The following is a 21,671-nucleotide window of genomic DNA, read 5'->3' as shown; positions in this document are numbered from 1 at the left end:
ACAATAGCGTTTTGGACCCACCTGATTCCATGCCGAACTCAGTAGTGAAACGAAACAGCGCCGATGATAGTGTAGCATTTGCTATGTGAAAGTAGGACATTACCAGGCTTCAAATTGTAGAGAGCCCGAATCTAACGATTTGGGCTTTTTTACGTCTACAGAAAAGTGAAATGCGCGCAATTAATGCACATGCATCAACACCTACCACGTAGGTCGGGCGAGCAACGCGACTCCCGATGCTAAAAATACAATAAAATCACAATAAAACCCCTCAATACCTCTGCACGCCAATATAGTAGCATTTGCTACGTGACTCTCCACCGCTGTGGGCACTACGACATTACCAGGCTTCAAATTAAAGAAACCCGTTACAGAAATGTGACGGTTTTTTTGCTGTCTGGAATTTAATAAATAGCCAAAAGCGCATGCAGAACTCAGTAGTGAAACAAAACAGCTCGAAGGCGAGCCCCGGCCAAAGATAGTGTAGCATTTGCTATGTGACTCTCTACCGCTGTGGGCACTACGACATCCTACTGCGTAGCGCACCGACCTCAAATTGTAGAAAGCCCGAATCTAGCGATTCGGGCTTTTTAACGTCTGAAGAAAAGTGAAATACGCGCAATTAATACACACTCATATCAACACCTACCACGTAGGTCGGGCGAGCGCAGCGACTCCCGACGCTAAAAGAATGTTTAATTACACAAAATAAGCTACGCCAATAATAATGCAGTACTTACACTGTGACCTTTCATCGCTAATTCAGCATTCTCTTGATGAACTGTTTTAAACAAAGTGAGCTTTTGGTAATACTAGTAAATGAATAAGCTTATTTTTTATATTTAACTCTCTGAATAATACTGAAATTAGCTAACAAACGAGCGACTTAACTTGTTTATGAAGGCAATGAATACTAATATAATTTCATGACCTTATAACTAAAATTTATTGAGTTAGTTGTTTTAAAATTACTACCAATAATGATTGTGAGCTGTAACTAGATGCCCTATGAAACATTTTTAGATGACTCTACTTCGCTAGTTGAATTTACACGTATTTACTTAGCTATTTTTTATACTTTTGTTGCGGGGTTTTATACATTTAGAATTATTTATAAAAATCGAGATACACCATCAGGCGTTATTTATCCCGGTGATAAATACTGTACTAGTTGGTGGAACCATATGGTTTTTAAATTTTTCAGAGCTGCTATTTGGTTTGTATGTGTAATTAGGGTGTTTGTACCTGAGTTAGATAGCTATCTAGGGCTATTCCCAATACTCAATGGCTGGCCAGGAGTATTATTTGGCGATGTATTATTGACCGCAGGCTTTATTTTAACAATGTTTGTACATTTTCATATGGCAGCACTTTGGCGCTCAGGAATTGATCCCAAGGGACCGCATGAGCTTAAAACATCAGGGCTATATGAATATTCTAGAAACCCGATGTACTTAGGTGTTGTAGCAGCGCAGGTCGGCTTCTTTTTAGCCTTACCTAGTGTATTCAGTTTGGCCTGCTTAGTAATTGGTTTTATAGCTATATATAGACAAACTTTAGTTGAGGAAGCTCATTTAGCTCATCGTTTTTCTACACAATATAAAGAGTATAAGCAACTTGTCCCTCGCTGGTTATAGCTTGGGATTAAACTCTAAATATATAGGATTTAAATTGAAGAGTTAGTGGGGTGCTCCATGTTAGATTAATAAATTTAAGCATAACAGGCATAAGTTAGATAACTTCTTTTTGTTCTATATATTTTTTAATAAACTCTTTTTTAGAAACTGCCTTTGAAAAGATATAACCTTGGATATAATCGCAGGTAAGCTGCTTTAATAGATCGTATTGTTTTTGTGTTTCTACGCCTTCAGCAACAACCATAACATCTAAATTATGTGCCATAGTAATAATTGCTTTAACGAGAGCGATGCTATTATCATTAGATTCAAGGTCATTGATAAACGAGCGATCTATTTTTAAAATATCGATATCTAAACGCTGTAAATATGCAAGAGAAGAGTATCCAACACCAAAGTCATCAATAGCTATATCTATATCAATGGCGCTCAACCGTTTTAATTGTCGCTGTATTGACGAGTCTGGATCCATTAGTGTGTTTTCAGTTACTTCAATTAATATAGTTTTTGCAGGCAGCTGATATTCCCTACTTGCTGCAATCCAATCATCTACCCAGCAACCAGCACGATCAATTTCAAGCGGTGATGTATTTACACTTATTTGAATTGTTTTTTTACTCAAAACGTTAAATTGAACGGTATCTTGAATCGCTTGAGATTTTACCCATTGACCGATGTCGTTTATTAACCCATTTTTTTCAGCGACGGGTATAAATTCATTGGGTCCTATTAGGCCTCGGTCAGGATGATTCCAACGAATAAGGGCTTCAGCTTTTGGCACCGATTGTCCATCAATTGAAAATATAGGTTGGTAATATAATTCAAATTGATTATGAGTTATTGCTATGCGTATTTCTTCTATTAGGCGACGTTTTTCTGTGGCTTTTTCTTCAATAGTATACGAGAAAAACTCGTAGCGATTTCGACCTTTATTCTTAGACAAGTACATTGCTTGATCCGCACGTTTAACGAGTTCTTCTACTGTTGAACCATCAGTAGGAAAAAACGTTAAACCTATGCTTGCCGTAACAAATACGGTTTCTTTTTTTATTTTAATACTCTGCATTAAGCTGTTTTTTATAGCTTCGGCAATTTTTGATGCTTCATCTGGACTGTTTACACCCTCTAAAATTAATGTAAATTCGTCTCCGCCTAAACGAGCTACTGTATCTTTACTTGTTATACAGCTTTGAAGCCTGGCTCCTACTTGATGTAATAATAAGTCACCATAATCATGGCCTAGGCTATCGTTTACTTCTTTAAAACCATCTAAATCTATAAATATAAGTGCGAATTTCATTCCTTCAACACTTACTAAGCTTTGTAGTTTCTCGTAAAAATACCGTCTATTTGGTAAATCGGTTAACCCATCCTGGTAGGCATATTGTTGCAACTGAATATTTGCATTTTCAAGTTCATTAGTACGGAGCCTTACTTGATTTTCTAATGAGTTTTCTCTTTTTTCGATGTTATATAACATATCGTTAAAACAAGATGTTAACTGTCCGACTTCATCTTGTGATAGTTGTTCTGCGCGTAAACTATAGTCATGTGATGTGGTTATTTTACTGGCTGTTTGTGCTAAATATAAAATTGGGTTTAAAAATTTACGTCTTAGTAAAAGAGACAAAATAAGGCTAACCGCAAAGGTAAATACCATCAGGATCATTATAAACTTGGTATAAAAAGTGATTCTTTCTTTAATGTAGCTGTCGTTAGCACGTATCTTTAATACACCATAATTATACATATCAAGTTGAAGCAAAGTATTAACTTCAATGCTTTGTTCTGTTTGTGTATCTTCGGAGTGTGCAATAGCTAATTGTTCACCAGTCGTACTCATTACCATTATACTAATGACATCTGCTCGCATCAGTATTGGGTTTATAAGTTCTTGTACTGCGTCTATATCGTCAAACATAAGTGCGGTAGTTATATTGGGTGAAAGCATTTTTGACAGAGAACCTAAGCTTTCTATTTGCTCCTCTTTAGCGCTGCTGATCTCATAAGCACTAAATACAATCGTCACTATTGCGGTAGATACGAGCGCTACACTCATTAAGATGAATAATAATTTTTTACTTATTGTATTGAGTGAAAATAGTTTTTTCATTACATTACCTTTCTACAACGCGGGCTAGGCGTAGTACTTTTGAACTCATAGTAATGCCTGCATCTTTAAGCTGTTGTGGTGCAATTTCAAAGCGAATTTTACCACTGGAAAGAAAGAATTTGATATGGCCGCCATTTTCAATAAATGAGTCTGTTTCACCAATGACCATAATATTTTTTAGATCTAAAGGAGTTATGTTTTGCCATTGAGCAAATGTATCCGAGGTAATAAATAGCATGTTACACGCAGAAGTTGAGACTTCATCAAGAGTAATTAATTTGTTGTATAGAGGTAAGTTTTTTATCGTGCGATTTTTTAAAGCGGTATTAGCCACATTAATAAAGTATTTATCAGGGCTACAAATAGTAAATTCATTAAGGGATTCTAATTGATAATCCCAGTGTCCAAAACGTGCAAAGTTATATAAGAAGCCTGCTTTTAACATGTATTCTTTTTCAACAGCGCTAACGCTGGCACTAAAAAGTGTCAATGTTATTAAGCTACTGTGAATTATACTTCTTAACTTAATCATCTAATTAACTTAGAAATTTGCTGAAATAGTGAATGTAATACATTCATCAATATAGTTCGGTAATGTATAGGTTTCGCGCGTATTGTTGTACTCAATATGTGAACCTGAAAATAGGTTTTTACCTGAAATTGCAGTAGACCACACTGGAGTAGCCTGCCAATTCCAACTAATATCTAACGTTGTGTAATTATCGGTGTTATATGCATTGGAGTTTACTGATCGTAATGTCGCAAATACATTATGGTCATCTAAGAATGTATAATCGGCTTTTACAAATAACTGCCTGTTTTTAGAGTCATAGCCGATAGCCGGTTCTACTCTTGGAGGTAAGTCGTAATTATAGTCAGTATAGCTATAGCCAAACTCAGTATTGAGGTTATCAACTGGTTGCCATGATACAACTAGGTCGAACCCTTTAGTGGTTGTGTCTGCTACAGATGCAAAGTCTAAATCTAAGCGAGTCATTGTTAGTGCTTGAAAGACTTCTGGAATTCTCCCTGCTAGAAATAAATCGAGTATAGAAATGAATTGCTCAGCATGAGTATTCATATCAATAACCGCTACATTTTTAGCATCAGTATAATAAGACGATAAATCTAACGACCAGTCGTTAGTTGTAAATCGGTAGCCTAATTCATACGATAGATAGTTTTCTGACTTAACATTGTCATTACCATTTAGGTATGTTGGAATTCTATAGTTGTCTATTTGTTCAAAGCCTGAACTGATACCCGCTAGGTTTATTACTTTTGTACCATTAACTTTAAAGTTATCGTTAAACTCAATTAGAGTAGGAGTTCGAACACTTCGTGATACAGCACCCCATACAATGTTGTTGTCGGCTGGCTTATAAATAAGTCTTGCTGATGGTTGATTTTCCCACCCAGTTAAATCGTTATGGTCAAGTTTAGTACCAATAATAAAGTCAAGGGTATCAGGAATCACATTGTACTGAGCTTGGACAAGTGCACCATATTGTGTGAGGTTATCGAAGTCTTTATCACTATCTAAAAATACGCTTTCTGCGAAAGATATAGAATTGTATCGGTAGTTTAAGCCCCAATCTAGTTGTAGAGATTGATATATAAAGTTCATCTGATAATCAATATCTATCGATTGAAAGTCTTCTTTAATATAATTTTGAGAGCCATTTTGTTTAAGCCAAGAAACTTGTAGCATCTGGTTTGCATCTGGCGACATTCTATTTTCTAACCTTGCCATTATGCGTGAGTCTGTTCGTTTTAAATCATCCGAAAATGCAATGTTTGCGTTGGTTTCATCTATAACGCCTCGATAGTTTTGGCCAAGTTTTGAGTGAGTTATATCGCCTTGAAGTAGTGCTGACCACTCATCACTAGGGGTAAAGTCAGCCCTAAAACCTAAAGAATTTTGCTTGGTTGTATCGCTTGGAGTGAGTGAAATTCCTTTTTTTGACTCATTGGCATCTTTTAAGTGGCCGTAAACTCGGTAACTTCCTTTGTTACTTATATCACCACCGTAGCGAAGGTTTGCATCAGCATTTATTTGGTTACCAGTGGTTATATTTGCGTATCCACCGCGAGTATCAATACTATTTTTAGTAATAATGTTAATTACACCATTATTTGCGTTGCTACCCCAAAGTAACCCGCCTTGTCCGCGTATTACCTCAATGCGTTCAATATCGTACAAAGGCACGTTTAGGGTTTCCCAGTAAACTGCCGCAAATTTTGGGGTATACAAGCTTTGCCCATCAATCATTACTAACAGTTTGCTTGAAAAGCGAGAGGCAATGCCTCTTGATGAAATAGCCCATTGATTATTATCGAGCTGACGTACAATTAAACCAGGCACCATTTTGAGTGCTTCGGGAACAGAGGTTGCTCCAGATTTTGTTATTTGCTCTTTACTTAAAACGTAAATAGATGAAGCGGTATCAAATGCTGATTGCGCTCTTTTCATTGCAGAGGTTGCTTGCACATCCATACCCATTAAAGCATCAAGATCAAGGTCTTCGTCTTCAAACGGCTCAGCCGCTAAAAGTGGGCAAACAAAAAGTAACGGCCAAAATAAACGTTGTGATATTTTCACCCAAAAGTCTCCAGCGCAATCAAAAAATCAAAAACAGTCATTGTTTTTGTAAAACATGTGATATCACACAATGTTAACATATATTAGCAATGTAAAAGTATAATTACGATTAAATCAAACAAATCAATTTTGTAGTTATTAAATTTTTATTACACGTTACGAATTGTAAAAAAAATCTGGAAATAAAGTATACAGCCTTCATATAAATATTTTCAGCAGAGTAAGCAAAGAGGAAGTTACTCATAGCTATCAGTTATATAAGTTAAAAGTTAGTCTATTTTAGAGGGATTTAAAAGCACTTTTAGGTCATTAATATTTTAGACCATGTTTTTATAAAGGTAGAGAGAGTGGCATAAAAATAAAATTATAGTGTAACGTTAAATTAACTATTGTTGAGTACTTAATTCTCTTTGCTTTTATTAAAGGTATATAGAATACTTAAATTCGCTTGGTTTTGCTTTGAAGGCACCAAAGTATGGAAAAAAATGAATTAATTAATGTAGAAGAAGTTCTCGATTTAATGCTTGATGCGGTATGCGTGGTAGATAAACAAGGCACATTTGTTTTTGTCAGTGCCGCGTTTGAGCAAATTTTTGGTTATACAGCCGATGAAGTTGTTGGCAAAAAAATGATTAACTATGTTTACGAAGGTGATCATTATAAAACACATAACGCTGTAGCTACGCTATTGTCTGGCGAAACGGTAAACCCCCGCTTTGAAAACCGCTGGATAAGAAAAAATGGTCAAATAGTTCATATACTATGGTCTGTTCGTTGGTCAGAGCAACATCAAGTAAGAATTGCTGTAGCGCACGACATAACTGAGCGTAAAATAATGGAAGAACAATTGTATTATCTGGCAGGCCACGATGTACTTACCGGCTTACCTAATCGCTCGTTATTAATGGATAGATTGCAAAGCACGCTAATAAAAGCACAAAGAAACGATTCATTTTTTTCATTACTATTTATCGACATAGACGGCTTTAAAGCTGTTAACGATACTTACGGGCATAGTGTGGGAGATAAACTACTGCACAGCATTGCTATTAGGCTCTCTAGTGTCATTAGAGAGTACGATACAGTTGGGCGTTTAGGGGGAGATGAATTTTTGATTATTTTAGATAATTTAAAATCACTAACCGAGGCTGACTTTATAAAATTAAAATTGCTTGCCCAATTTAAAGCGACATTTACACTTGATGAATTAAGCTTAAATATCTCACCTAGTATTGGTATTGCAAACTACCCCGAGCACGGTCAAACAGATCACGAACTTATAAAACATGCTGACCAAGCGATGTACAAAAATAAACAACGAGGCTTAGACAACGTAGCCTATTTACCTTAATACCGACGTTGATTTTTCACCTTAAACTAACTCATGACCACAACACCTTTCGCTACAGTATCTTACTTGTCGCCATATTTTTAATATCACTTTGCCAGTGCTGTGCTAAAAAATCTATAAATGCTCTTACAACAGTTTGTTGGTAGTTTCTTGATAAATAAACTGCCCATAAATTGTGTCCTGGTGAGTAATACTCAGGTAAAACCTCAACGAGTTCGCCACTCCTTAAGTAAGGATTAGCTAAATCGCATGGAATATTAGCAATCCCCATTCCTTTAACTGCAGCTTTAACTAATACGGTCATTTCGTTTGATTGCAAATTGCCACTTACGCCAACTTGTTCATTACTTTTACTCGATAATATTCGCCATTTAGCCGCGCTGCTATGCACTAAGCAATTATGATTAAGTAAGTCCTGTGGCTCGTTTAGCAAAGGTGATGTAGCTAAATAGGTTTTTGATGCACACAACACACTATCTATATGCATGAGTTTACGCGCAATAAGCTGCTCACTAGGTTGATCAATATAACGCAGCGCCACATCAACACGTTCATCAACCAATTGTGACAAGTTATCCGAAAGTACAAGTTGAATATTAGTTTGAGGATGAATAGCAGTAAATTGCTCCACCATATCAAATAACAAGTTTTGGCCAAGCCCAATAGGAGAGGCGATTCGAATTGTGCCCACCAGCTCATTATTATGGCTATGCGCTCTGCTTTGTAAATCAGACACCGTACTGAGGATTTGTTGGCAGTAAATAAGTGCTTCTTCGCCCTGAATGGTCAAGCTTACTTTACGTGTGGTTCTATGAAATAGCCTGAGTGAAAGCCATTGTTCTATTTCTTGTACATGGCGAGTTACTTGTAAACGGCTTAACTCTAAATGTTCGGCTGATTTAGTAAAGCTGCCACAGCGGGCAACTTCAACAAAACTCGTAATTGCGGTTATTTTATCCATTGGTAACTTACTTTGAACTAATATGTGTCTTAACTGTGTATTTATCACTTTAAGTAATGCAAGTAAACTTACTTTATCAACTTAACAGATAGAGAAACGATAATGAAAATAGCAGTTTTAGGCGCAACAGGTTGGATTGGCAGCACAATAGTACAACAAGCAACTAAACGTGGTTTAGAAGTAATTAGCATTGTACGCGATACCGCAAAAGTAACTGATAACAAGGTCGTTCGTGTATTTGATTTACAAAGCCAAGATAGCATTGCATCAGTACTTGAAGGCGTTGATGTTGTTATTGCTTCGGTAGGCGGTCGAGCAAGTGGCAATCACGAACTTGTAGCGCAAACAGCAGAGCGCTTACTTAACGCACTTAATAATACTAATACACGTTTATTGTGGGTGGGTGGTGCAGGTAGTTTAGAAGTCGCACCTGGAGTTACGCTTGTATCAACACCAGAGTTTCCTGATGAATATAAAGCCGAAGCGCTAGCACAAGGTGAAGCACTTAAAGTATTTAAAACAACAACTAGCTCTGCTTCATGGACGTTTGTAAGCCCTGCTGCCATTATTTATCCGGGTGATAATGAAGGCGATTACCGTATAGGCGACAATACATTTTTTACTAATGACGCAGGCGAAAGCAAAGTTTCGGTCACTGATTACGCAACAGCAATGGTTGATGAAGCGCAAAATGCGGCGCATGTAAATCAGCATATTAGTATTGCCTACTAGCCTAATTATCAATTAAAAGCGTTTGATTATTTAGATATAACAATACTGGCTCATAAGGCTAAAATAATTTAATCTGGGTATATTAATCTTTATTAAATTATTTGCCTTATGAGCCTTATTTTTTCCCTTGCGTTAGCAAGTCTTCCCGCTTTACCAGAGCCTGTTGCTAATAATGCGGTAGCTAAAGTAACAGCACAAAACCAAACCTATTTTTTAAGCTTTATGGGGCTGGGCCGCGATAAACAGCACTCGTCAGTGCATAACAAAGTGTGGGCGCTTAAAATTGGCGATTCACAGTGGCAATCTAAAACTGGCGTGCCTTCAAGTTTGCCACTAAAAGGGCGCTTAGCTAGTACCGCAGTGGGTTTAGGTGAGTACGCCTATGTGTTTGGCGGCTATACGGTAGCAGAGGATCATACTGAAGTTTCAAGCCCAGACGTATATAAGTACGACGTAATAAAAGATACTTACACCCACCTTGCGAGCATGCCAGTACCCGTAGACGACAGCGTAGCGCTAAGCTATAAAGCGCGTTACATTTACTTAATTAGCGGCTGGCATAACGACGGCAACGTAAATTTAGTACAAGTGTACGACACACAAAATAATACATGGCAACAAGCCTCGCCATTTCTCGGTGAGCCCGTATTTGGCCAAGCTGCTGCAATTAGCGGTAATACCATTGTTATTTGTGATGGCGTTAAAACACAAGCAAACCCAGATTCGCGTCGCTCGTTTGCAGGCGTAGCACAGTGCTTAAAAGGCACTATAGATTCAACTAATCCACAAAAAATAGATTGGCGCACGCTGCCACACCCAACGGGCACCGCTCACTATCGAATGGCAGCCACCAGCTATAACGGCAATATTTATATGCTGGCAGGCTCTAATAACCCATATAACTACGGTGCAATAGGCTACGACGGTAAACCTGCACCAGCAAGCAATCATGTTTGGCGCTTTAGTGTTGATAAAAACGAATGGCAGGTTTTATCACCGGTTGACGTAAAAAGTATGGATCACCGTGGTTTACTTGAGCACAACGGTGTTTTATACCGAATTGGCGGTATTGATAATAACCAGCAAGTAAGTGCTAACGTACTCGGTTACGAGGTTCAAAAATGAACACCCTTTACATTACCGGGGCGGGAGTCAGCGCAGCCAGTGGTATTCCCACATTTCGAGGGGAGGATGGTTACTGGACCATAGGCAGTAAAAATTATACGCCTATGGAAATGGCAACACGCGCAATGTACCAAAACGCTCCTAAAGAGTTTTTAGCATGGTATTACCATCGCTTTGCGACGTATCGTAACCATGGCCCAAACGACGTGCACCATTGGCTAAGTGACAAAAATCTAATTACTCAAAACATAGATGGGCTTGATGGCAAAGCAGGTAACAAAAATTACATAGCTATACACGGCAGGCTTGATCAAATGACCTTATTTCATGAGCAAGGCGACGACGTAACGCCATTTACCGCTCCGTGGGAAGACGTAGACGAAAGCCGCCTGCACAACTCTTTATTTGAAGTGTTTAATATTAAAAACCAAACACCCGAGCTTAATCAATCTTTTAAACCCTTTGTTTTGCTGTTTGACGAGTACTACACCGAGCTTTATAGAATTAGCGAAGCACAAAAACGTATGAGCAACGCCGATAAAATCGTATTTATGGGCACCTCGTTTAGCGTTAATATTACACAAATGGCGATAGAAATAGCCCGTGATTACAACATTCCCATTGAAGTTGTGGACCCCGAACCGGCTCATATTTTACACCCCAATGTGAGTTATAAAAAAATGACGGCACTGGAGTACATTCAAAACAACTAAAGTAAGCGCGTTATGAGTATTTAACGCGCAATCTTTAATGTTATTTACAATTTTGCAAAGTTTTTATCTCTCCAGTTATACATGTTGTTCTATAATATTAATTAGCAAAAGCAATCGCTTTATAAAAACATAATAATATACAAGAGACATAAATGAGTGATTTAACCGCAATAGCCAATTTATCAATACTTTTAGTAGAACCTTCAGACGTTCAACAAAAAATAATTATAAAATCGTTATTAGATAGTGGCGTTAAACAAGTAGAAACGGCAACCACACAAGAGCAAACATTAGCACTGCTTATTAAATACCAACCAGATTTAGTAATAAGCGCCATGTATTTGGCCGATGGAACAGCCGACACCTTATTGCAAAAAATCAGATCAAACCCAAGCACCGAGCATCAACCGTTTATGCTTGTATCGAGCGAGCGAAATAAAAAGTATTTAGAGCAACTTCGTCAATCGGGCGTATTAGCTATTTTACCAAAGCCTTTTAGTGCAACCGCTATTACACGCGCACTTAAAGCCACGCTAGACATAATTAGTGAAGAAGAAGTAGAGCTTGAACATTTCGATGTAACATTACTACGAGTATTGGTTGTAGATGACAGTCGCTTTGCGCGCAAGCACATTATTCGCGTACTTGCCGGTATGGGAATACCTGCACCAGTAGAAGCTGAAAACGGTAAAGAAGCTATTGAGCACTTAAATAATCAATCATTCGACTTAATAGTAACCGACTACAACATGCCAGAAATGGACGGGCGCGAACTAACCGAAACCGTTAGAAGCTCAAATAGTTACTCCCATATCCCTATTTTAATGGTGAGCTCAGAGGCAAACGAAACACATCTAGCAAATATTGCCCAAGCAGGTGTTGATGCAATTTGTGATAAACCATTTGAGCCAGCAACCGTAAAAGACTTATTGTTTAAAATAATGTCTTAAAAGTAACGGTAAGTAAGCGTAGGACTGAGTTTATTTGGCCCTCGCTTACTTGTAAAAAACCTACTCTTGTAGCTGCCCTAATCTATAAATAAGTAATGCGGTTTTTTTGATATTTTTATCAAGGCTGGTTAAGTCAGCTGTTTCGTTTTTAGTGTGCGCGCCGCTGCCCATTAAGCCCAAACCATCAAGTGCCATATCAACATGGCTTGCCGCAAACGAAATATCTGCAGCGCCGGCATTACGTGGGTTTGCTGCTACTACTTTGTTAAAGCCTAAATCGTGGCTTGCGTCGCTGTAAAGTTCTAATAGCTTTTTATTGCCATCAGTTAATGCCATTGGCGGGTAACCGTCTTCAAAAATAAGCTCAGCTTTACTACCATTTAAACTGTTGCTAGCAATGAGTTGCATTGACCTTTTTGCGCTTTCGAATTGTTTTGGCGAAAGCGCACGTAAATCACCTGCTACATGCACGGTTTGTGCTATTACGTTACTTTTACCAAACGCCGTTGCTGACGAGTTAGCACTGTCGTAGTCGGCATTTGTGCCTCCCACAATAAGCCCAGGATTAAATGTTAAGTTAGGTTGCGTGGCAAGTTGTTCTCTAAAATCATTTAAAATACGCGATGCTTCGTAAATAGCGCCATAACCAACGCTTTCACTAAATATTTGCGACGAATGTGCAGCATTGGCCGTTACGTTTAGCGTCCAGCCGGTATAACCACGGCGCGCCGCCATGGCAGTTTTAATATTGTTGTCGCCATTTTCATAGCCAAGCGCTACATCCGCCCAAATTGCTGCATCAACAATAGCTTGTTTAGATAAGCTAAGAGGGCGACCGCTGCTTTCTTCATCGCCAGTCAGTAATACTTTTATGCTTACATTTTCGAGTAAATTAAGGGCTTGTAAGCTTTTAAGTGCGGTAATTATTATCGTGTTACCGCCTTTCATATCGGCAACGCCTGGGCCACTGGCTGTATTGGCATCAAGCTTTTTATAAGTGGTAAAGTCATCGTTTTTGGCAAATACCGTATCTAGATGGCCGATCATCAGTATTTTTATTGCATCGGGATCATTACTCTCATGGGTTGCTAATACATGCCCTGCTCGGTTAAACGCACTGCCATCAAGCCACTCTACTTTAAAACCAATGGCTTTAAGCTGCTCGCTTGTCAGCGCACCTACTTTTTTTACACCTTCAATATTAAGCGAACCGCTATTAATATTTACGGCTTGCTCTATTTCTTGCAGAGCTTGGGGAATATTTTTATCGACCTGTTTTATTATTTCACGCTCGTTTTTATCAAGCGCCGCATGGCTTGTAAGCGGTAAGGTACTAGCAAGTGTGAGAATAAGTGCATGGCTAAGTTTTAAAAATGACATAACAGCATAATAAGTGAGAAATAAGAGTATTTAATATGAAGTAAAAATACAGAGTATTCAATAGGAATAGATTGTGATTTTTAACAGATTTTATAAGTAATAACGAGCTACAAGTTTAAGGGTGAACGCGTTATTAGTTTAAACACAGGTATTTAAAATATAACCTTTTAACTAATATGCAACTAGTACAACTAAACAGCAATTTGCCTGATATTACTGACCTCCATCATTTGGGGTTTTTGCTGCATTTAGAAAAGGTAAGGCGAAGCTAACTAACAGTTTACAGTTGTTTATTTTATAGCTAGGATAAAATTATTGTAATATAAAGACATTTGTCGGTTTGTAAAACGACAAATGTCGTAGACTAAATTGTTAGCACAACTAATGGAGTCATATGGCACGAATCAATAAGTTTGGATTAACTGATACCATAAAAGATGGTGTAAAAAGAGAAATCAGACAGAGGTGTGGTTTTGGTTGTGTTAATTGTGGAAATGCCGTTTACCAATATGAACACGTAGAGCCTACATTTGCCGAAGCTACTGAGCATAATCCAAATCATATTGTACTTTTGTGCGGTGGTTGCCATGATCGAGTTACAAGAAAAATTCTGTCTAAAGAGACCATAAAATTACGCTCTCAAAAACCTTACTGTTTAAATCAAGGCTTTTCATTCGGTCCTTTTGATTTGGGGCTTGTGCCTCCTAAAATAAAAATTGGCACTTTACTATGTGAAGATGTAGAAACATTAATCAGAATTAATGGTAATAGTATTTTTTCTATTCATCCACCAGAAGTTGATGGGGCACCATTTAGAATTAATGCTTTATTAGCTGATCGAGAAGGGAAAGAAATACTTAAAATTGTAGACAATGAGTGGGTTACAACAACAGAAAACTGGGATGTAGAAGTTGTTGGCAGGCGAATTACAATAAGGAAAGCACTTGGAGATATTGTTTTAATTTTAAGAACTGAACCTCCACGAAATTTAATAATTGAGCGTTTAGAAATGGAATACCTTGGCTCAAAAATTACTTGTAGAGAAAATCAAAACTTAAAAGTCATAAGTCCTACAGGTTATGTTTTAAATGCCAGTGCAATTGAAATATTTGGCAGTAAAGTAGGCGTTGATATAAATAATGAATCAATGAGCTTAGGTGTCGGAGGAGGTAGTGTAAGCATGTCCATGACTACAGGTTACGAACCACCACAAATACCTTCTCAAGGCACTAAAAAAACTGGTCGCAATGAACAATGCCCTTGTAAAAGTGGTAAAAAATTCAAAAAGTGTTGTGGTACGTTGTGCTAACAAGACGATTCGATAAGGACAAAAACAGTTGGTTTTGCTCCTGCGTGAATTACAGTGACACCCAACCTAAATTTTGTAATGCTTTAAAAATGCTTAAAGTTAATTACATAATCTCGTTTTTTAATTGAATTTGGCTGTTGGCGTTATTTTACAGTCTTGTTAGTTGCCAAGGATAATTATGCGAACACTTCAGCTTTTAGGTTTTATACTTGCGACTGCCGGGTTTATTTTAGGCTACGTGATGCTAGCCCCAATTGATGGTGAAGCATCCGATGCTTCAGCGGGAGGTGCAGGTATAGGCATTATGTTTATGGTGTTACCTATGCTTGGTTGGTCTGCGTTAATATTAGTGCCCACTTCAGTAGCATTGTTTTACCATAAAGTAAGAGAACGCACTTATTTCAGAGGCAATTTTTGGCTAAACCTTTGGAAAGTAAACCTAGTTATTTCTTTTGGATATATTGCCGTTGTCCTATATTTTGCTTACATATGGTTTAAGGACAGCATTGGCAATTAACAAGACTTTAAATGCCTAATACCTTTAATCCATTCTTACCTACTAACATCGAACCCAAACTAAGCACTAACAACCATCAGGTTTAACACCATTGGCATTACACCTGACAGTCCAAGCTAAATAACGTTTTAATTAGTCGGCATTAAATAAATCTCACGCACGCTGTTGCGTTGGTTTGCTTCAATAGCAAACAGTACGGCGTCGGCTACATCTTGTGGGTCGAGTTTGTCGGGTTTAGCTTCATCAAAAAACGGGGTGTTTACCATGCCTGGGGCTATGGTGGTGCAGCGGCCATTCCACTCGCTCATTTCCTCAGCTAGGTTTTGTCCAAACCCGTAAGCAAACCATTTAGTTGCACCGTAAATAGAGCCTCCAATTGGCTTACGGCCAGCGGCAGAGCTGGTTAATATAAAGTGACCTTTGTTTTGGCGTAAATGCGGCAGGGTTAATTTTGCCGTCCAAAGTAGCGCTTTGATGTTTATATCGATCATGGTTGACCACTCATCAGGGTCGCCTTTTTCGGTGCCTGCGGTTGAAACCCCCATGCCTGCGTTAGCAAAGGCTACATCTAATCGGCCAAACTTTTCAATGCCTTTAGTAACTACGTTTTCAAGCGCAGTAAAGTCGGTTGCATCTGCGGCTACGCCCAGTGCATTATTTGAGCCTAATGACTCTACTAACTCAGTTAATTTATCTTCGCGTCTAGCGGTAAGTATTACTTTATGACCATTATTAACAAGGGTTTTTGCGGTTGCTTCACCAATGCCACTTGAAGCGCCGGTTATGAGTACTATTTTTTCTTTTGCCATAAATAACCTCTTTAATGAACGTTAAAAACTTAAACCGACCATACCAATAAACGATTAACCTACATTGAATAGTCGCTATAAATTCGCCGTAAATAGCTGTGTTTTATATTCTAATAACCGTGGTTTATAGGCCGTTATTAAAATTGAAATAAGTGATTAAAAAAAGTAGGTTTAAATTTTTTATTCTATATACTCGCGCCACTTCTTTTGAAGTCGGTTTTTATTAAATTTAACCATTATTTTGCTGAGTTTCAGCCACATTTATCGGAACAAACATGAAAGAGAAACTTTTAGCGTTTTGGCAAAGCCATTCAGAAACAATCATCACTTTAGGTTACAAAGTGGTTTTAGCATTGGCGATTTTAGTTGCGAGCGCGCTTATTGCACGTTCGGTTAAAAAAGCGATTAAAAACTCTAAATCGCCATTAAAAAGAGTGGATAGTACGTTACTTCCTCTTTTATCGAGCATTGCTGGTTATTTGGTTTATATAATTGCAGGGCTGTTTATTTTAGATATTTTTGGCGTTAATACGGCAAGCTTAATTGCGCTAATGGGTGCTGCTGGTTTAGCGATTGGTTTAGCGCTTAAAAATACGCTGAGCAATATTGCTGCGGGTATTATGCTGCTAATACTCAGACCTTTTAAAATAGGCGACTTTGTTGATGCCAGTGGCACGCTTGGCACGGTGAGTGAAATACATTTATTTACTACTATTTTTAAAACCACCGACGGTCTTTATATTGCATCCCCTAACAGTAAAGTGTGGGGTGGCAATATTAAAAACTTTACCCGTAATGGCAAAAGACGAATGGACATAGTGGTGGGTATTTCGTATGCCGACTCGATTGACGTTGGTTTAAATGTGCTTAAAGAATTAGCCGCATCAGAGAGCCGATTACTCGCAGAGCCTGCACCTAAAGTAATGGTGACATCAATAGGTGAAAGCGCGGTAAACATTCAATTACGCGCATGGACTGTAAATGGTGATTATTGGCAAACCGTGTGGGATCTAAATAAACGCGTTAAAGAAGCTATTGAAGGTGCTGGGCTGAGTATTCCGTTTCCGCAGCGTACGCTGCATATATCTGAGTCGATGGCATCGACAATAACTGTTAAAAAAGATGCTTAAATACGTATTAGCATAAAAATAAACATAAACATAAATAAAAATAGCGAGCCTTGGCTCGCTATTTTTGTATTGACTGAGGTATTAACGCTCTAATTGAAAGTCGTACACTGAGCCTAAATTAAGTAGTTGTGTAAGCTCATCAAGTGCTTGGTAGCTTTCAGTGAGTAGGGCTGAGTCTGCAAAGTCACTTGCGCCTAATTTGTCGCGGTAGTTACGTTTTGCCCAGTCACACAGTTGTGTGTATTTAGTATCAGTTAAAATAACCTCTGGGTTTACTGCAGCAAGTTCTTGCTCATTAAGAGCTACACGTAAACGCAAGCAAGCTGGGCCGCCGCCATTTTGCATACTTTGGCGTAAATCAAAAAACTGCACTTGGTTTACTGGGTTATCAGCCATAATCATTTCTTCAATGTAGGCGTTAACCGCGCTGTTGCGTTTACACTCTTGTGGTGCCACTAACAGCATTGAACCATCTTCAAGGCTCACTAGCTGGCTGTTAAATAAATAGCTACTTACAGCGTCGGTAATGCTTACTTTATCGGTAGGTACTTCAATAATATAAAATTCTTTATTGCCCACATACGCTTCGCGAATATCTTGCAGTGCCAAAGCTTGGTTTAAAAATGCTTGCTGGTGGCACAGTAATACGTTGGCGTTACCTACTGCAATTACATCGTTATGAAACACGCCTTGGTCTATTACGTCTGGATTTTGCTGTAGTAAAATTTGGCTTGAATCTTTTAAGTTATGTAAGCGACAAATTGCTTCTGAGGCTTCAAGTGTTTGCCTTGCAGGAAACTTAGCGGGTTTTGGTAATTGGCTGTTAAACGCGCTGGCACCAAATACAAACATTTCAAGACCTTGCTCGCCGTGGCTGTCACAAAAACGAGTATGGTTTGCTGCACCTTCGTCGCCAAAAAAGCCTTGGTCAGGCAAATGGGTATGGTGTGCAAAGTACTTATCGTTATTAAACATGGCTTTTAATAAGCGCGTAGTGGTTGCAGGCTCTAATGAACGATGAAACTTATTATTTAAATTAGCTGAAGTAAAATGTACTTTGCCGTCGGTTGTATCAGGAGATGGCGATACCGTAGCGGCATTGGCTGTCCACATTGCAGACGCTGAATAACACGCACGTAATAAAATAGGATCGGCTTTAAACGCTTTATGAATAACTTGCGCATCGTTACCGGTAAAGCCTAAGCGGCGTAGTACGTTTAAGTCGGGGCGCGCATGAGGGGCAAATACACCTTGAGTTAGGCCTTTGTCGTGCATGGCTTTCATTTTTTCAAGGCCTTGAAGCACAGCCTCTTGAGGATTTGAAAAGCTTGCTGCGTTATTTAACGAGGCAACATTACCATACGATAAACCAGCGTAGTTGTGAGTAGGGCCAACTAAGCCATCAAAATTAACTTCCAAAGCGTGCATACACGTTCCAACTAAAAATTTTCAATAGGGTGCAACAATACAACGCAATAGGGCTGCTTGCAAAGTTATAAACGCAGTGTTTTTACTAATTTTTCGATGTTTTTATATGTGTGATTTTTTGCAGGGAGCTTCGTTTTTATATCAGGTGGCTAATAAGTAATTAAATAAGGTTTATTCATAAATTTCATAGTGTGCAAAAGCTTAGCCTAAAGTAGGTTTATACATTTAAGCTTTATGCCAAGCCTTTACACAATACGATGCTACTTAACATAGGCGCGTTCTTTATCAGCAGTAGTGCGGGTATTTGTTGGATCATTAACTTGCCAAACGCTAATGTCTAAACGCCATAAAAGGTAAAGAGTATGGTATAAATTGAACATGGTTTTTCCTTGGTATTTTCACTGAACACATCAGTTTATAGGAAGAAGTATGCCAACATTAACTTGAATATTTTATGAATAGAAATCAGGTGTTTAGTATTTAAGTGTAAATATGTACTAAAGAATTAGCACCAAAGAGGTGAAGTATTTTTAAAATATGCACCAGTGTGGTGTGTTTTTAACAAAAAGCCCTGCAACTATTGGGTCACTTAAATGTGCAAGGCTTTTTAAAAAATACAGTCACTTAAAAAGTAAATTAGCGGCCTACTTTTCCTTTTACTAAAGGCTCGAACGACATTACTTTAAACTTACCGTGGCTTTGATTTTTGCCATTATTAAGTACAGGCGAATTATGTAAATCATCAACGGTAAAGTATATTTTATCATCAGCTCCGTAGCTAAAACCATCTGGCCAGCTAAGACGTTCGTCTTTAAATAATACTTCGTAGTCGCCAGTAGGTTTAATTACGCCAATTGCACCGTTGGTTATGTCGGTTACGTATACGTTACCGCCGCCATCAACAATAATACCGTCTGAAATTGGCTTAGTGCCGTAACGCGTAACTTTATCCTCAAGTGCTTTAGCCGAAAGGCTCTCGTTATTTATATCGCTGGTGGCAATACGGTAAACCGACGTGCCCGACATAGATCCAAAGTAAAGCCAGTCTTCGTTAGGGTCAAGCGTAATTGGGTTAACACCTAAGCGGGCAGGTTGTCCGCCAAGGCTCATTGTGCGCCCATCAATAACCATATCGATATTTTCGGCTGTGGTGTAATGGCTATTTTGTAGCACTCTGCGTGCTACACCTGTTTTAAGGTTTACCGTAATAATAGCGGCTTGGCTGCCTTGGGCTGTGTCGGCAATGTATACAACGCCATGCTTATTATCGATGACTAAATCGTTTAAAAATGAGGTGTCGGTAATGGTAGGTTTAGCCAGATAAATAATTTTATGCAGTTGCTCTTTATTTGTATCCCAACCCACTAAGCGCCCAGCGTGATCGGGCCCTGAAGTGTCGAGCATCCATAAAACGCCATCGCTTGATACGTTTATGCCAAGCACATCGTAAAAACCTTTACCGTTATTGTAAGCGTATGCCCATTCTTCATTAGGGTAGGGCTTAGTTGTACCATCGCTTAAAAGCTCCATAATTTTTTGCTTTTGGCCAAAAAAACCGTGCACAGATAAAAACTTTCTGCCCGATGGGGTAATAGCAATGTTACCCGGTGGGTGCTGCGCATCAAAAGTGGCTACTGTTTTTAAATCAGCATTTTGGCCAGCAGTATTAGCAGTATTGGCAGATACGGCGTTGCTACTTAAAAGTGCCGTGCTACACGCCGCAGCTAATAGTAATTTTTTAATATGAGTCATTTTTAAAACCTTTTAAAACACGTTTATTGTTTAAAAATTAAGAGCCTAATCGGCTAAGTCGTTTACTACTAAATCGAGCAGCTGCATCAACTGCTTCGCTTGTGTTGCATCTACACTATCAAATTTACATAAAATATTTTTAGGAATATCGGCTGCTTTTAACTTAAGTGATTGGCCATGCTGGGTTAGCTTCACTAGGCGTTTGCGTTTGTCGTGCTCATCTTTAATAACAGCCAGTAATGATTTTTCGCTCATTTTTTTGAGTATTTGGGTCATTGCACCGCCGTCGATCGCGGTTTTATCTATTAGCCCTGCAATTGTTATTTCGTCTTGCTCCCACAGCGCCATCATTACTACGTATTGCGGGTAAGTTAAATTTAGCTCGTTTAAAGGCTCGCGATACGCACGCGCAATGCTGTTAGATGCCATATATAACCGGTGGCATAACTGATTTTTTAACTTTAATTGCTCAAACGGCATAACGTTATCCTTTATTTCAATACATGCTATTTTAATTTGCATGCAAAGTATTTGCAATCTCTAATTACTTGCTCTATTATTTTGCACACAAACTAAATTGATTGATATTTTAAAACTTTGGAGTTCATTATGAATGTATTACAAAACGTAGCTTACACAGCAAAAGCAACTGCAACTGGCGGCCGTGAAGGCGTAGCTAAATCTGATGATGGTCGTTTAGATGTAAATTTATCAACACCTAAAGGTTTAGGCGGAGACGACGGACAAGGCACTAACCCAGAGCAATTATTTGCCGCAGGTTATGCAGCATGTTTTATTGGCGCACTTAAATTTGTAGCAGGTAGCGAAAAAATAGATTTACCAAGCGACACACATATTAATTCACAAGTGTCTATTGGTGCTATTGAAGGCGGTTTTGGTATTGCAGTAAAATTGGCTGTATCACTAGGTGATATGGATAAAGCAGCTGCGCAAGAGCTTGTAGATAAAGCGCATCAAGTATGCCCTTATTCAAACGCAACACGTGGCAATATTGAAATAGAGCTTTCTGTTATTTAATAACTAAATAAAGAAAAGTTATAAAAGCACACAACGACAACTAGTCGTTGTGTGCTTTTTTGCGTTTTAAAGCAAAATAATTTAAATATACAAATAATCGTATATTCACTATTTCATATGTTTA

Annotated in this window: 19 protein-coding genes and 1 rRNA gene; 11 read left to right on the top strand and 9 right to left on the bottom strand. The window is 38.4% G+C overall.

The features are described from left to right. Together rrf and I6F49_RS05740 are read left to right on the top strand one after the other, a co-directional pair. A 5S ribosomal RNA gene (gene rrf, locus I6F49_RS05745) occupies positions 1-108 on the top strand; the annotation flags it as partial. Between the two features lie 893 nt (positions 109-1,001). Then, on the top strand, positions 1,002-1,637 hold the full coding sequence (locus I6F49_RS05740; protein ID WP_197179134.1) for a methyltransferase family protein: 636 nt from the start codon (positions 1,002-1,004) through the stop codon (positions 1,635-1,637). Between the two features lie 94 nt (positions 1,638-1,731). Here I6F49_RS05740 and I6F49_RS05735 read toward each other — a convergent pair whose 3' ends face one another. The 3 genes from I6F49_RS05735 to I6F49_RS05725 are packed head-to-tail and all read right to left on the bottom strand — an operon-like array spanning position 1,732 to position 6,352. Continuing rightward, entirely contained in the window at positions 1,732-3,750 is a 2,019-nt protein-coding gene (locus I6F49_RS05735) for an EAL domain-containing protein (RefSeq protein ID WP_197179132.1), read from the bottom strand. A gap of 4 nt (positions 3,751-3,754) precedes the next feature. Continuing rightward, positions 3,755-4,282, bottom strand: a complete 528-nt coding sequence (locus I6F49_RS05730; RefSeq protein WP_166421902.1) for a YfiR family protein — start codon at positions 4,280-4,282, stop codon at positions 3,755-3,757. Between the two features lie 9 nt (positions 4,283-4,291). After that, the gene (locus I6F49_RS05725) at positions 4,292-6,352 is read right to left on the bottom strand and encodes a TonB-dependent receptor plug domain-containing protein (protein ID WP_197179130.1); all 2,061 of its coding nucleotides are present in this window, start codon (positions 6,350-6,352) and stop codon (positions 4,292-4,294) included. 475 nt (positions 6,353-6,827) lie between these two features. On the opposite strand from I6F49_RS05725, the gene I6F49_RS05720 reads away from it, so the two are divergent. Then, positions 6,828-7,703, top strand: coding sequence for a diguanylate cyclase domain-containing protein (locus I6F49_RS05720; protein WP_197179122.1), 876 nt, complete (start codon positions 6,828-6,830; stop codon positions 7,701-7,703). Positions 7,704-7,755: 52 nt separating this feature from the next. Here I6F49_RS05720 and I6F49_RS05715 read toward each other — a convergent pair whose 3' ends face one another. Next, a complete protein-coding gene (locus I6F49_RS05715; protein ID WP_197179112.1) occupies positions 7,756-8,664 on the bottom strand; it encodes a LysR family transcriptional regulator in 909 nt (302 codons plus the stop codon). 102 nt (positions 8,665-8,766) lie between these two features. Between I6F49_RS05715 and I6F49_RS05710 the strand changes: the two genes are divergently transcribed. The 4 genes from I6F49_RS05710 to I6F49_RS05695 all read left to right on the top strand — a co-directional run bounded on the left by I6F49_RS05710 (position 8,767) and on the right by I6F49_RS05695 (position 12,184). Further along, complete coding sequence (locus I6F49_RS05710; protein WP_197179110.1) at positions 8,767-9,396, top strand: NAD(P)-dependent oxidoreductase; 630 nt, start codon at positions 8,767-8,769, stop codon at positions 9,394-9,396. A 108-nt stretch (positions 9,397-9,504) separates the two neighbouring features. After that, positions 9,505-10,521 (top strand): Kelch repeat-containing protein, encoded by a 1,017-nt coding sequence (locus I6F49_RS05705; RefSeq protein ID WP_197179108.1) that lies wholly within the window; start codon positions 9,505-9,507, stop codon positions 10,519-10,521. Beyond that, positions 10,518-11,234, top strand: coding sequence for an SIR2 family NAD-dependent protein deacylase (locus tag I6F49_RS05700; RefSeq protein WP_197179100.1), 717 nt, complete (start codon positions 10,518-10,520; stop codon positions 11,232-11,234). The genes I6F49_RS05705 and I6F49_RS05700 overlap by 4 nt, the downstream gene beginning before the upstream one ends. Before the next feature lie 152 nt (positions 11,235-11,386). Next, on the top strand, positions 11,387-12,184 hold the full coding sequence (locus I6F49_RS05695) for a response regulator (protein WP_149593276.1): 798 nt from the start codon (positions 11,387-11,389) through the stop codon (positions 12,182-12,184). Positions 12,185-12,244: 60 nt separating this feature from the next. On the opposite strand, the gene I6F49_RS05690 is transcribed toward I6F49_RS05695, so the two are convergent. Further along, positions 12,245-13,564, bottom strand: coding sequence for a M20/M25/M40 family metallo-hydrolase (locus I6F49_RS05690; RefSeq protein WP_197179098.1), 1,320 nt, complete (start codon positions 13,562-13,564; stop codon positions 12,245-12,247). Positions 13,565-13,958: 394 nt separating this feature from the next. On the opposite strand from I6F49_RS05690, the gene I6F49_RS05685 reads away from it, so the two are divergent. Both I6F49_RS05685 and I6F49_RS05680 read left to right on the top strand, forming a co-directional pair. Further along, positions 13,959-14,873: a YecA family protein gene (locus I6F49_RS05685; protein ID WP_197179096.1), complete on the top strand. Its 915-nt coding sequence runs from the start codon at positions 13,959-13,961 to the stop codon at positions 14,871-14,873. 178 nt (positions 14,874-15,051) lie between these two features. Further along, positions 15,052-15,390: a carbon starvation protein CstA gene (locus I6F49_RS05680; protein WP_197179094.1), complete on the top strand. Its 339-nt coding sequence runs from the start codon at positions 15,052-15,054 to the stop codon at positions 15,388-15,390. A 128-nt stretch (positions 15,391-15,518) separates the two neighbouring features. Here I6F49_RS05680 and I6F49_RS05675 read toward each other — a convergent pair whose 3' ends face one another. Continuing rightward, entirely contained in the window at positions 15,519-16,199 is a 681-nt protein-coding gene (locus tag I6F49_RS05675) for an SDR family oxidoreductase (protein ID WP_197179092.1), read from the bottom strand. Positions 16,200-16,474: 275 nt separating this feature from the next. On the opposite strand from I6F49_RS05675, the gene I6F49_RS05670 reads away from it, so the two are divergent. Continuing rightward, complete coding sequence (locus tag I6F49_RS05670; protein ID WP_197179090.1) at positions 16,475-17,329, top strand: mechanosensitive ion channel family protein; 855 nt, start codon at positions 16,475-16,477, stop codon at positions 17,327-17,329. An 81-nt stretch (positions 17,330-17,410) separates the two neighbouring features. On the opposite strand, the gene astB is transcribed toward I6F49_RS05670, so the two are convergent. The 3 genes from astB to I6F49_RS05655 form a co-directional block, all read right to left on the bottom strand. Further along, entirely contained in the window at positions 17,411-18,757 is a 1,347-nt protein-coding gene (astB, locus tag I6F49_RS05665) for an N-succinylarginine dihydrolase (protein ID WP_197120064.1), read from the bottom strand. A gap of 636 nt (positions 18,758-19,393) precedes the next feature. Next, positions 19,394-20,509 carry an L-dopachrome tautomerase-related protein gene (locus I6F49_RS05660; protein ID WP_197179081.1) on the bottom strand — a complete coding sequence of 372 codons (1,116 nt, stop codon included), beginning with the start codon at positions 20,507-20,509 and terminating at the stop codon, positions 19,394-19,396. 45 nt (positions 20,510-20,554) lie between these two features. Continuing rightward, positions 20,555-20,989, bottom strand: a complete 435-nt coding sequence (locus I6F49_RS05655) for a MarR family winged helix-turn-helix transcriptional regulator (protein WP_165741420.1) — start codon at positions 20,987-20,989, stop codon at positions 20,555-20,557. Between the two features lie 129 nt (positions 20,990-21,118). On the opposite strand from I6F49_RS05655, the gene I6F49_RS05650 reads away from it, so the two are divergent. After that, positions 21,119-21,547 carry an organic hydroperoxide resistance protein gene (locus tag I6F49_RS05650; protein ID WP_165729437.1) on the top strand — a complete coding sequence of 143 codons (429 nt, stop codon included), beginning with the start codon at positions 21,119-21,121 and terminating at the stop codon, positions 21,545-21,547. The last annotated feature ends 124 nt before the right edge of the window (positions 21,548-21,671 follow it).

The sequence above is a fragment of the Pseudoalteromonas sp. SWN166 genome (assembly GCF_015864485.1).
In the GTDB taxonomy this organism is placed as follows: Bacteria; Pseudomonadota; Gammaproteobacteria; order Enterobacterales; family Alteromonadaceae; genus Pseudoalteromonas.
This window is presented reverse-complemented; position numbering and strand designations above follow the sequence as displayed.

What these genes read in the sequence shown, in the direction of transcription:
- I6F49_RS05740 (WP_197179134.1), top strand. Translation starts at nt 1,002, where the DNA reads ATGCCCTATGAAACATTTTTAGATGACTCTACTTCGCTAGTTGAATTT.
- I6F49_RS05735 (WP_197179132.1), bottom strand. Translation starts at nt 3,750, where the DNA reads ATGAAAAAACTATTTTCACTCAATACAATAAGTAAAAAATTATTATTC.
- I6F49_RS05730 (WP_166421902.1), bottom strand. Translation starts at nt 4,282, where the DNA reads ATGATTAAGTTAAGAAGTATAATTCACAGTAGCTTAATAACATTGACA.
- I6F49_RS05720 (WP_197179122.1), top strand. Translation starts at nt 6,828, where the DNA reads ATGGAAAAAAATGAATTAATTAATGTAGAAGAAGTTCTCGATTTAATG.
- I6F49_RS05715 (WP_197179112.1), bottom strand. Translation starts at nt 8,664, where the DNA reads ATGGATAAAATAACCGCAATTACGAGTTTTGTTGAAGTTGCCCGCTGT.
- I6F49_RS05710 (WP_197179110.1), top strand. Translation starts at nt 8,767, where the DNA reads ATGAAAATAGCAGTTTTAGGCGCAACAGGTTGGATTGGCAGCACAATA.
- I6F49_RS05705 (WP_197179108.1), top strand. Translation starts at nt 9,505, where the DNA reads ATGAGCCTTATTTTTTCCCTTGCGTTAGCAAGTCTTCCCGCTTTACCA.
- I6F49_RS05700 (WP_197179100.1), top strand. Translation starts at nt 10,518, where the DNA reads ATGAACACCCTTTACATTACCGGGGCGGGAGTCAGCGCAGCCAGTGGT.
- I6F49_RS05695 (WP_149593276.1), top strand. Translation starts at nt 11,387, where the DNA reads ATGAGTGATTTAACCGCAATAGCCAATTTATCAATACTTTTAGTAGAA.
- I6F49_RS05690 (WP_197179098.1), bottom strand. Translation starts at nt 13,564, where the DNA reads ATGTCATTTTTAAAACTTAGCCATGCACTTATTCTCACACTTGCTAGT.
- I6F49_RS05685 (WP_197179096.1), top strand. Translation starts at nt 13,959, where the DNA reads ATGGCACGAATCAATAAGTTTGGATTAACTGATACCATAAAAGATGGT.
- I6F49_RS05680 (WP_197179094.1), top strand. Translation starts at nt 15,052, where the DNA reads ATGCGAACACTTCAGCTTTTAGGTTTTATACTTGCGACTGCCGGGTTT.
- I6F49_RS05675 (WP_197179092.1), bottom strand. Translation starts at nt 16,199, where the DNA reads ATGGCAAAAGAAAAAATAGTACTCATAACCGGCGCTTCAAGTGGCATT.
- I6F49_RS05670 (WP_197179090.1), top strand. Translation starts at nt 16,475, where the DNA reads ATGAAAGAGAAACTTTTAGCGTTTTGGCAAAGCCATTCAGAAACAATC.
- astB (WP_197120064.1), bottom strand. Translation starts at nt 18,757, where the DNA reads ATGCACGCTTTGGAAGTTAATTTTGATGGCTTAGTTGGCCCTACTCAC.
- I6F49_RS05660 (WP_197179081.1), bottom strand. Translation starts at nt 20,509, where the DNA reads ATGACTCATATTAAAAAATTACTATTAGCTGCGGCGTGTAGCACGGCA.
- I6F49_RS05655 (WP_165741420.1), bottom strand. Translation starts at nt 20,989, where the DNA reads ATGCCGTTTGAGCAATTAAAGTTAAAAAATCAGTTATGCCACCGGTTA.
- I6F49_RS05650 (WP_165729437.1), top strand. Translation starts at nt 21,119, where the DNA reads ATGAATGTATTACAAAACGTAGCTTACACAGCAAAAGCAACTGCAACT.